At 26.9% G+C, this 10,763-nt stretch carries 10 protein-coding genes; all 10 read right to left on the bottom strand.

Annotated elements, in window-relative coordinates; genetic code table 11:
- Positions 1-9: 9 nt before the first annotated feature.
- The 10 genes from ABIV_RS04365 to ABIV_RS04320 all read right to left on the bottom strand — a co-directional run bounded on the left by ABIV_RS04365 (position 10) and on the right by ABIV_RS04320 (position 10,763).
- Positions 10-2,001, bottom strand: a complete 1,992-nt coding sequence (locus tag ABIV_RS04365; protein WP_114838740.1) for a hypothetical protein — start codon at positions 1,999-2,001, stop codon at positions 10-12.
- 1 nt (position 2,002) lies between these two features.
- Positions 2,003-2,953: a glycosyltransferase family 2 protein gene (locus ABIV_RS04360; protein ID WP_114838739.1), complete on the bottom strand. Its 951-nt coding sequence runs from the start codon at positions 2,951-2,953 to the stop codon at positions 2,003-2,005.
- Positions 2,946-3,920, bottom strand: a complete 975-nt coding sequence (locus ABIV_RS04355; RefSeq protein ID WP_114838738.1) for an SDR family NAD(P)-dependent oxidoreductase — start codon at positions 3,918-3,920, stop codon at positions 2,946-2,948. Before ABIV_RS04355 ends, ABIV_RS04360 begins: the two co-directional genes overlap by 8 nt.
- Positions 3,921-3,983: 63 nt before the next feature.
- Entirely contained in the window at positions 3,984-5,126 is a 1,143-nt protein-coding gene (locus ABIV_RS04350; RefSeq protein WP_114838737.1) for a glycosyltransferase, read from the bottom strand.
- Positions 5,123-6,247: an N-acetyl sugar amidotransferase gene (locus ABIV_RS04345; protein WP_114838736.1), complete on the bottom strand. Its 1,125-nt coding sequence runs from the start codon at positions 6,245-6,247 to the stop codon at positions 5,123-5,125. Before ABIV_RS04345 ends, ABIV_RS04350 begins: the two co-directional genes overlap by 4 nt.
- 12 nt (positions 6,248-6,259) lie before the next feature.
- The gene (locus ABIV_RS13740; protein ID WP_114838735.1) at positions 6,260-6,868 is read right to left on the bottom strand and encodes an acyltransferase; all 609 of its coding nucleotides are present in this window, start codon (positions 6,866-6,868) and stop codon (positions 6,260-6,262) included.
- Positions 6,865-8,124, bottom strand: coding sequence for a lipopolysaccharide biosynthesis protein (locus ABIV_RS04335; RefSeq protein ID WP_228254333.1), 1,260 nt, complete (start codon positions 8,122-8,124; stop codon positions 6,865-6,867). The genes ABIV_RS13740 and ABIV_RS04335 overlap by 4 nt, the downstream gene beginning before the upstream one ends.
- Complete coding sequence (locus ABIV_RS04330; protein ID WP_114838734.1) at positions 8,125-9,210, bottom strand: DegT/DnrJ/EryC1/StrS family aminotransferase; 1,086 nt, start codon at positions 9,208-9,210, stop codon at positions 8,125-8,127.
- A 9-nt stretch (positions 9,211-9,219) separates the two neighbouring features.
- Positions 9,220-9,798 carry an acyltransferase gene (locus ABIV_RS04325; protein WP_114838733.1) on the bottom strand — a complete coding sequence of 193 codons (579 nt, stop codon included), beginning with the start codon at positions 9,796-9,798 and terminating at the stop codon, positions 9,220-9,222.
- Complete coding sequence (locus tag ABIV_RS04320; RefSeq protein WP_114838732.1) at positions 9,798-10,763, bottom strand: Gfo/Idh/MocA family protein; 966 nt, start codon at positions 10,761-10,763, stop codon at positions 9,798-9,800. Before ABIV_RS04320 ends, ABIV_RS04325 begins: the two co-directional genes overlap by 1 nt.

The raw sequence follows: 10,763 nt of genomic DNA, 5'->3' as shown, positions 1-10,763 counted from the left end.
TTGTAATACTTAATACAATTTTGGTGCATTGTTAATGGTATTAAGTGTATCATTAAAACTTAAGTTAATCGTATCTAAATACCATTTCATTGATTCAAAACGAGGTAAATTTTCTTCTTCTGATAATTTTATTGCTTCATCTCTTGTTATTTGACCTTCTCTAATCTGATTACTTCTAAATGTGTCATTTTCTGTTAAACCTGCCATCGTATAATATATATAGTTATAAAATGCAGCTGTACCATCTCCAATTCTCCATGTGGAATCTGTATCTGGAGATTTTTCCCAATTATAGTTATTTAATAATATATCATTAATTATATTTTCATTCCATTCAATATAATCAAATAAATTGATAAAGTTATGTTCCATAACATAGTAACTTGAAAATGCAGACACTGTATCTAATAATGAACTGTTTATATAACTTGGTGTTTTTAAAAAGTTCATTCCATAGTAAAATAACATCTGAAATTTCTTACTAATTGAAAGAGTATAAGTATTGGCTGTACCATGAGTTGGTGAGATACCACAAAAACCTGTTTTGAACCTCGTAGTTTCTAGAAGATTTTCACATAATATTATATTTTTCACTTTAGTTTGTTCAGCTATTTTATTTGACCAATAAAAGTACTGTTTGTCTCCAGCCATAAATAGTGGAATCATCCCAAGCTCTGGATTCTTAAGCCAAGCAGATACATTTTTTCTTATATTATCTCGTTTTTTCTTTATATCAGCCGACACTAAAATATGTTCAACACCAAGTTTACCACACATTCTCATTTGATTTCTTCTAGCTAAATCAGTAACCATTCCCCAATCATAAGTGTATGTAACAGGATTTAAACCAAGTTTCTCTTTTATGTAATGTAAACCGTAACAACTGTCCCTACCACCGCTTAGTGTTACTAGACAATCATATTCATTATTTGTTTTAGTAAGAATTTTTTTTAGTTCTTCAATCCCTTTTGGCTCATGTTTTTTGTAACTTTTACAATAATTACACACACCATCATTATCAAATTGAATAAATGGCATTGTTTCAGGTAAAATACATTTTCTACATCTTCTTAACTTAGCTATCTTTTCTTTATTTAACTTATAAACTTCGTAATATTTAGTAAAGTCTATTTTTTCAAAAGCATCATTTTCCAAAACTTTTAATTCATTTAAAGAAAGGTTTTCAACATTTCTATTCTTTAGTTCAATATTTGGCTTTAAATCTTTTAAAACATCAACATTATTAAATTCTAGTTCTAATGCTTCTAAATCATTTAAACTAAATATAGCTAAAGAATTAGGTACTACATGTTTTATAAAGTTTATATCGTAATTATCTTCTAAATTAGATTTTTCTATAACCTGTTCTATTATAAATTTTTCTGAAGCAAATATCATTGAACTTGAGTCTTTAGATTTGACATAAAATAAAGATCCATTATTAGTAGACAATAATAATATGTTAAGTTTTTTAAAAACAGCTGCTATATTGGCAACACCTTCAATTTTTTTAAATGTCTTACTGATAGATGCAACTAAATCATTGTTGATAAGAAATTGGTCAAAAATTTTAAAAAATACCTCTGTATCGATATCAAAATTTTTTATCAAATTTTTATTATCTTCCCATAGCTGAGACTCATTCGTTATTATTCCGTTATGAACTCCTACTATGTTACCAATATCAACAGGTTGATTATTATCATTGTTTTCTGCTTCTCCATTAGTTACTAACCTTGAATGACCTATTATTACCACAGTCTCCTCTTTATTTTTGGTCAGTAAGTTTTTAATAATTTTTTTATAGTCATCTCTTTTTATTAGTTTTGATGGAGAAATAGAATCTTTTATATATTTTATACTACTACTATCTATAGTTATAAGTCCAGAAGCCTCTTTACCTCTAGTTTCAGATAGCTTGTACAGGTTGTTGATAGTACTCTCTACATTCAAGTTTTTTATACTTTTTCCATTTGATGCAAATCCAAATATTCCACACATTTTATTTCCTTTTTGGATCTTTGTTATAGTCCATATCCATCCATATCGCAAATAATATCAATTGAATCGTTATTAGAAATGTTGTAGCTGTTATATTAAACGTTGTAGATGGGAATTCTCCGGTTGAAAAATACATATAAAACAATCTAATCGTTCCGGGTATCAATATAAACATAAAATTAAAGAAAGCAACTAAATAAAATAAAACTAACGGGTGAAAATCAAGTACTGTATATCTTTGCCACAGTCTTCTAAAAAATAACTTAGTTAAAATCCAACTAGTCTTTGGAATATATTTCCATAATACTATTTTACTTTTTTCTCTATCATACACAGGTCTAACTTCAACATCTGCTACTGTATACCTTTGAATGTTTAACATACATAAAATATCAGCATTATAACCATATCCAGTAGTCATTTTTTCGATAGGTATATTCTTTAATACATCATTTTTTATTGCTGTATATCCACATTGAGGATCCATTGAAAAATAATATCCCGTAGCAAATTTTGTTAATATAGTTAATAATGAATTTCCAAGAAACCTATAGGTTGGCATAGATTCTATATTTTGATGCAGTAATCTATTGCCTTTAACATAATCATAGTCTTCATCTATTATTTTGTCTAATAATGCAGGTAAATCATCTGGATGCATCTGATTATCACCTGCCATCACAGCTGTAATATCAATATCATCTTCTTTACTTTTAACATATCCATCTATTAAAGACTGACCAAGTCCCTTATTAGTTTCATGATGAATAATTATAATTCTATTATCTATTTTTTGTCTTTCTTTTAATAACTTTAGAGTTTTATCTTTACTACAATCATCAATAACATACATTTTATCTACATAATTTGGCATACCATCTAATGTTTCTAAAATCAGCAATTCTTCATTATATGCAGGTATTACAATTCCAATTTTATTTTCTCTATACATTTTTATTTACCATTTTTTTATACCATTTAAATGTTTCTTCAAGTCCTATATCAAAATCTAAATATTCATATTCAAAACCAATATTTAATAGTTTTTGATGACTTACCTCAAAATCTTTGATATCACCTGTCTTCCAGTCTTCATATTTAATTTTAGAATTAGCATTAGCAAGTGAAATAGTTTTTTCTGCCATATCCTGTATAGAAACTTTTAAGCCTGATGCACAATTATAAGCTTCACCTTTTCCACCCTTAATTGCAACAATTTTATTAATATTTACAACATCCTTAACATATGTAAAGGATCTGATTTGTGTTCCATCACCATATATAGTCAAATCTTCATTTTTCAATGCTTTCTCACAAAAAATTGCTATGACACCTCCATATTGTCCAGAGTTTTGTTTAGGCCCATATACATGGTAGTATCTTAAAATAGAAATATCCATATCATATAAGTCACTAAAAACTCTTGCATATTTTTCACCTGCTAGTTTACTCACTCCATAATATGATGTTGGATTTAAAGGATGACTTTCATCTGTTGGAAAATATTGAGCAACTCCATATACTGATCCTGTTGATACATGTACAAACTTCTTAACTTTATAATCTCTTGCTAATTCTAATAAGTTAAATGTTCCTGCAGCATTAACTTCAAGATCTCTATGTGGATCTTTTAAACAAATAGTCATTTTTGAACATGCTTGATGAAATACAACATCTACACCATCGAAGTACTTTTCAAGGTCCTTTTTATTTGTAATATCACAGTTAGCTTCAATTAGTTGTTCCTCATATATTTCTTTTAGATCTTTAAGGTTTAGATTTGTTCCAGCACTATAGTCATCTATACTAATAACTACCAATCCATCTTCTAATAAGGACTGAACTAAATTGCTACCTACAAATCCGGCACCACCTGTTACAATTGCTCTTTTAAATTTACCCTTTAGGCTATATTTCATATATATTTCCTTTCAAAATAGATATTGATATCTAATTAATTATACTTAATTTTTAACAAAACTCTAATTATAGTCTAATATTTCTATTAATTTTTTCAATCCATATTCTCTTGAATAATTATAACTATCAAATTCTAATTGACTCATGGATAAACAATCTTTTAAGATTTTTCTTAAAATATACTCAATCTCTTTTTCATTATTTTTAGCCCAAAAAACAAATGGATATTCTTTCGTAATATTATTTAATTGTCCTGTTCTAACTTCTCCTTCTGTGATTATTAATATAATTTTATTTAAAGCTATATAATCAAATATTTTTGTTGTGGATTCAAATAAATGTCCAGAAGTAAAAATTGTACAAACATCAAAACTTACCATTGTTTCTAATGTTTGCTTATATGACATAAATCCTAAAGAGCTTATTTGTTTAGATTCTTCCTTAATATATTCACTTTTTTCACCAATATGATAAAACTTAATATTATCAAATTTTTCTATACACTTAAAAAATACTTTGGGATTTCTATCTGCATAAAGTTTTCCAGCATATGTAAATTTGATTACATTATCTTCTGATTTTTTAATATATTCTTTTTTCTCAATACTCTTAAATAGTTGTTCATCATAACCATTATCTATTATTTTTATTTTATGCAGATATTTTTTATAGTTTTCAAATAACTCGATACAATATTGATTTACTGTAATAATACAATCTGCTTTAGATAAAAAATAATCTTCTATATTTCTCAATATAAAATGTTTAATTTTTTTAACAAATGTATCTTTTACTATTCCTCTAGGATTATTTGCAAATGGATCACGAAAGTCAATGATCGTTTTTATTCTTAATTTTTTAAAATCATTTATTATAAAAAAATGTAAAAATGGATCTCCAGTCAAAACTACAAAATCATATTCATTTTGTTTGATATTATTTTTTACAAATTTTTTTAAATCATACAGCCAAGAGGCACCTTTATCAAATCGGATAACTCTTCTTAATAATCCTTGATTTGTATTTTTTACATAAAATACATTATCAATAGTATCAAATTCTTCAGTTTGAGATATTGTGGTAATAACATCACATATTGATATATTACTATCAACTCTTTTTAAATGCTTTGCCCAATATGAAATTCTTTTAGCGCCAACACTTGAAAAAGGTTCGAAATAATAAGCTATAAATAAAATTTTCATCTTTTTATAATTCTTTTAATAACTTCGACAAGATATCTATAGTAAACATACCACAATTTATTATAATCACTTTTATAGTCTCGATGCTCTTTTAATGGTAAGTTCATTATTTCATTCCACTTTTCAAGTGTTATATCTAGTTTTTTACATATGTATTCTTTATCATTTTCTAGTTCATTCAAATCATATAAATCATTTTTAAGTTCCATTAAAGCTTCATTTCTAGTTATTTGATTTGAAACTATAAGATTAGATAAATGAGCTTTTCGTTTATCAAAACCAAATTTTGTTGGTAAATAATATGCTTGAAAGAATTTTGTAAACCTAGATTCAAAATGTTTACCTCCATAATCTCTCCAACCTAGTTTTTCTTGAATAAACTTTTTTACTTCTTCTTTATTATAATAGACATAATTCAAAATTCTATGAGATTTAATAGGAAAAATCCAACGATAAATAAATATTCTATCAAATAGTGAATACCTCGGATATTTTTTTAAAGGCATTTTTCCAAACTTTTTATGTATATCTAGTATATGTGTCAAATCATTGCTATCATAAGACCAATTTCTAGGAAGTATATACTCTGTAACAATATTATGTCCACTTATAATATGTTTTATTTTATTTTGTTTTGCAATTTTGTTTAGTAATGCAGGAAAAACATGGTCTTGAGGAATATCACAATCTGGAATAGAGGCTTTAAAAAATGCAAGTTGTAAGTCTTTCATTTCTTCCCAATCAATAACATGTGTATGTAAATCTAAATTTAATTTATTCACAACATTTTCAATATTTTGAACAGCTATTTCAGAATTCCATCCTGTATCTATATGTACAACCAAAGGTCTTAGTCCAAGTTCAACAACAAGATATGCAAGATATGTACTATCCACACCTCCACTTAAACCTAAAATACAATCATACTTTTTACCTTTACCATCTTGTTTGATCTGTTTTACAGTTTGATTTAATACTTCTTTTGCTTTTTCTCCATGAGGAATAGTCTTTACAACACTATCATATTCTCTACAATAATTACACACTCCATTTTCATCAAAGGTTATATCTTCAACCGTAGTATCTAACACACACTTAGAACATTCTCTTTTACTTTTCATACATTATCTCTTTTATACATTTAAATATTTATCTTTATATTCGTTAAATTCATGAGTATTAAGATACCCGTGATATTCATAATTATTCTTAAAAGGTTTACACTTCTCTTTATCAATTTTTTTAATAACTTTTGCTGGATTACCAGCTATTATACAATATCCTTCTGAAAATGATTTTGTTACAACACTTCCAGCTCCTACAATAGTAAAATCTCCTAATTCTACACCTGGCAATATCATTGAGTTCATACCTACCCAACAATATTTTCCAATTATTACTGATTTTACTTCATGTTTTCTAGTATCATAAATGTTATGATTAGCTGTTATTATTCCAACATTTGAAGAAATTTGAGAATAATCACCAATATATATTTTACCTATTCCTTGAATGTAACAGCCAGGCATATATCCAGGAGAAGTATCTATTCCTGCATAAATATTCTTCACACCTGTTACAATACTTGTGAAATGCATAGGCCAATATGCTTCTTTATTAAAACCTAAAACTCTTTGATAAAACCACATTTTAAACTTTACTGGTGTTTGAGAATAAGATGTTTCTAACATTCTTTTTGATAAATCTTTAAAAAAAAATTTTTTAATAAGTTTAGATATCATTTTTGTATACCCTTTGATAAGAAATATGAATATATTAAATAAACTAAATAAATAATTGAATATCCTATTGAAAAAAACATTATTAAAATTTTTTCATCTTTATAAAGTAATCCAATATAAATAGAAATAACTACAATTATTAAAAGTAATATTTGACCAATTAAATCATTTTTTTGTTTTTTTGCAATATAAAAAGTATAACTTAAAGGATTAATAATAAATTTTAAATATAACATAGGAATAATAATCTGTGCAAATTCTCCTGCAACTCTCCAGTTTGCACCAAATACAAAAGAAAAAATTTCTGGCGCAAAAAAAAACAAAATAGAAAAAGGAATAATTCCAATTAAAAATAAACTCTTAAAAGTTTTAATAAAGATATCTTCACAATTTCCATATTTATTATAATCTTCTGTTGCCCTCTGCTTAAAGACATCTAAAATACTATTTGAAAGAAGACCTATTGGCATCATCAAAACTTTATACATTAAAGAATAAAAACCAACTGTACCTAAACTAAAATACTTACCTAAGGCAAAAAGAGGTAATTGATTTGAAAGAATATTTACTAATACAGAAGGAACATCATATTTAGGAAAATTTTGATATTCTTTTGCTACCTTATTAATAGAATTATCTTTAAAATTAAAATATTTATTTACTGTTTTACTTTTGACAATAAAATATATAGAAACTATATAACTAATTATATTTCCAATAAGTAATCCAAAACCATTAGAAATAGTAAATCCATATACAAGTTGAGTAGAACTATTAGTAGTTGATACAATTACTTTATTTGTTGATAGTCTTTTAAAATTTTTTTCTCTAATTAATAGATAGTTATAAATTTGATATAGTCCAACTAAAAAAATAGAAATAGGTAAGAAGTAAAGCCAAGTTGATATTTCTGGATTATCTAAAAAAGCTGTAATTGTATTATTAAAAATAAAAATAGATAGAAATACAAAAAATGTAATAGTTATTAATATTAATATAATAAGTTTAACAATAGATTTCACATCATCTTCTTCATGAGGAAGCATTATTGCCATTTCATATCGCCCTGTAGCAATTACTGCAAAAATTGAAGCTATTGCCATATAAAGTGCGAATACTCCAAAATCTTCAGGTGCATATATTCTTGTAAGAATAGGACTAATAGCTATAGGTATTGCTTGTGCAATAGTAGTTCCTGTCATTAAAGTTATTACATTTTTAGCAAAATCAGATCTTGGTCTTAGTTTATTTATCAACTAAAAATATCCTATAATATATTCTATTTCCTCATCTGTTAAATAAGGATTCATTGGTAAACTCATAATCTCTTCTGAAACTATTTCAGAAATTGGAAAACCACCTTTTTTATACCCTAGATATTCAAAACACTCTTGAATATGTAAAGGCTTAGGATAATGTACAGCAGTTGGAATTCCTGCTTCTTTTAATTTTTCTTGTACACTATCTCTATTTTTCACTCTTACAGAGTATTGTGCCCAAGCAGAAGTTGCTTTTTTATCAACATATGGTAAAACTAAATCTTTTCTAGCTAAAGATTTTGTATATTTACTTGCAACTTCTTGTCTTAAAGCTAAATCTTTTTCATAATATTTTAATTTTACATTTAATATTGCAGCTTGGATAGTATCAAGTCTTCCACCCATACCAATATATTTGTGATGATACCTTTTGCTTTGTCCATGAACTCTTAATGATTTCATTTTTTCTGCTAGTTCTTCATTAGCAGTAAAAACTGCTCCTCCATCACCAAAACACCCTAGTGGTTTAGCAGGAAAAAAAGAAGTAGTTGAAATATCTCCCCATACAGAATCTGTTATATTATTAAAAGTAGAACCAAAACTTTGTGCACCATCAATTATCACTTTTAGATTATGCTTATTTGCTATATCTTGAATTTTTTGCATATCTGCTGGTTGTCCATAAATAGATACAGGAATTATTGCTTTAGTTTTAGAAGTAATTTTCTCTTCAATTAAAGAAGCATCTAAATTATAAGTCTTTTCATCAATATCTACAAAAACAGGAGTTGCTCCCAGAAATGCAATTGTTTCAGCAGTTGCAATAAAAGTAAAAGGTGTAGTAATTATTTCATCACCAGGTTTGATATCAAGTGCCATCATAGCAAGAAGTAAAGCATCTGTACCTGAACTACATGAGATTGCAAATTTTGCTTTGGTAAACTCTTGAAGAGACTCTTCTAATTGAGTTATTTCTTCTCCCATAATATAGTTTGATTTATTTAATACTGCTTGAATAGCTTCATCAATTTCTGTTTTATATAATTGGTATTGGTCTTGTAATTTTGCAAAATCTATTTTCACTAATTTTCCTTATTTCTCTAGTAATGAAACTTCATTATTTTCTAATTTATATTTTGTATTATCAAAAGTATCTACGGCAATGTTATTTTCATCAAACTCTAATCTATTTCCAGCAACAGAAACCCAACCGATTTGCCTTGCAGGAACACCAACCATAAGTGCAAAATTTTTTACATCTTTATTTACAACACTTCCTGCACCAATTAATGCGTATTTACCAATTGTATTACCACATACTACTGTTGCATTTGCACCAATAGAGCAACCTTTTTTAAGAAGCGTTACTTTAAACTCTTCTTTTCGTACTATAAAAGATCTTGGGTTAATAACATTTGTAAAAACCATTGAAGGTCCTAAAAAAACATCATCTTCTACTTCAACACCTTCATAAATAGAGATATTGTTCTGAACTTTAACACCATTTCCAATATTTACTTTTGGTCCAACAACACAGTTTTGTCCAAAAGAACAATTATTTCCAATTGTTGTACCACTTAATACATGTGAAAAATGCCAAATTTTAGTATTTTCACCTATTTTTACATTATCATCTACATATGATGATTCATGGGCAAAATAATTAGACATTAGATAATCTTTTTACAAAAAGGGTGATAATCTTCTTTTAAACCAATAGGTGTCATTTTTCTAATTTGAGAAACAATATCTATCGATCCATAAGCTTCATCTAAACCAAATCCATTACCAGCCAAAATCTCTTCGTAAGATCTTGTATGTAAATCTTTAAATCCTCCAGAGAACTCTATCTCTTCACCTTCAACAGTGATTGACCTAAATGTTGTTTGCCCTTGAGCCTTTACTTCTTCTGGGATGTAATCATAATTTACAGATAAGAACCATCTTACATTTGCATTTTTAAGTCTTAATAATCCTGCATTTGCATCTGGTTGTTTTAAGTGAACAATATTCTCTTTTACTTCTCCAAAAATCCAAGCTAACATATCATAAAAGTGTACCCCAATATTAGATGCGATTCCTCCTGACTTATCTTCATCTCCCTTCCAAGATACAAAGTACCATTTACCTCTACTTGTAAGGTAAGTCAAATCAATATCATAAATCTTATTTGGATTTACTTCTAACTCTTTTTGAACTTTCTCTTTTAAAGCAATAATAGAAGGATGAAGTCTTAATTGTAAAATATTATTTACTCTTTTTCCTGTTTCTTGTTCTATTATTTTTAATTGATCAATATTATGAGGATTTAATACTAATGGTTTTTCACAAATTGCATCACAACCACTTTTTAATGTAAATCTTATATGTGCATCATGAAGATAGTTTGGTGTAGTTATTGCGATATAGTCTATTTTCTTATCATTTTCTCTATGATATTTATCGATGAATCTATCAAATCTTTCAAACTCTGTAAAAAAACTTGCTTGAGGAAAATGAGAATCCATAATTCCTATTCCATCATAAGGATCAAGTGCTGCAACTAGTTCATTTCCCGTTTCAGTTATTGCTTGCATATGTCTTGGAGCAATATATCCTGATGCACCAATTAGTGCAAATCTTTTTTTATCTGACAT

The organism is Halarcobacter bivalviorum (assembly GCF_003346815.1).
In the GTDB taxonomy this organism is placed as follows: domain Bacteria; phylum Campylobacterota; class Campylobacteria; order Campylobacterales; family Arcobacteraceae; genus Halarcobacter; species Halarcobacter bivalviorum.
Note: the sequence above shows the minus strand (reverse complement) of the source record. Positions and strands in the feature narration are given on the sequence as shown.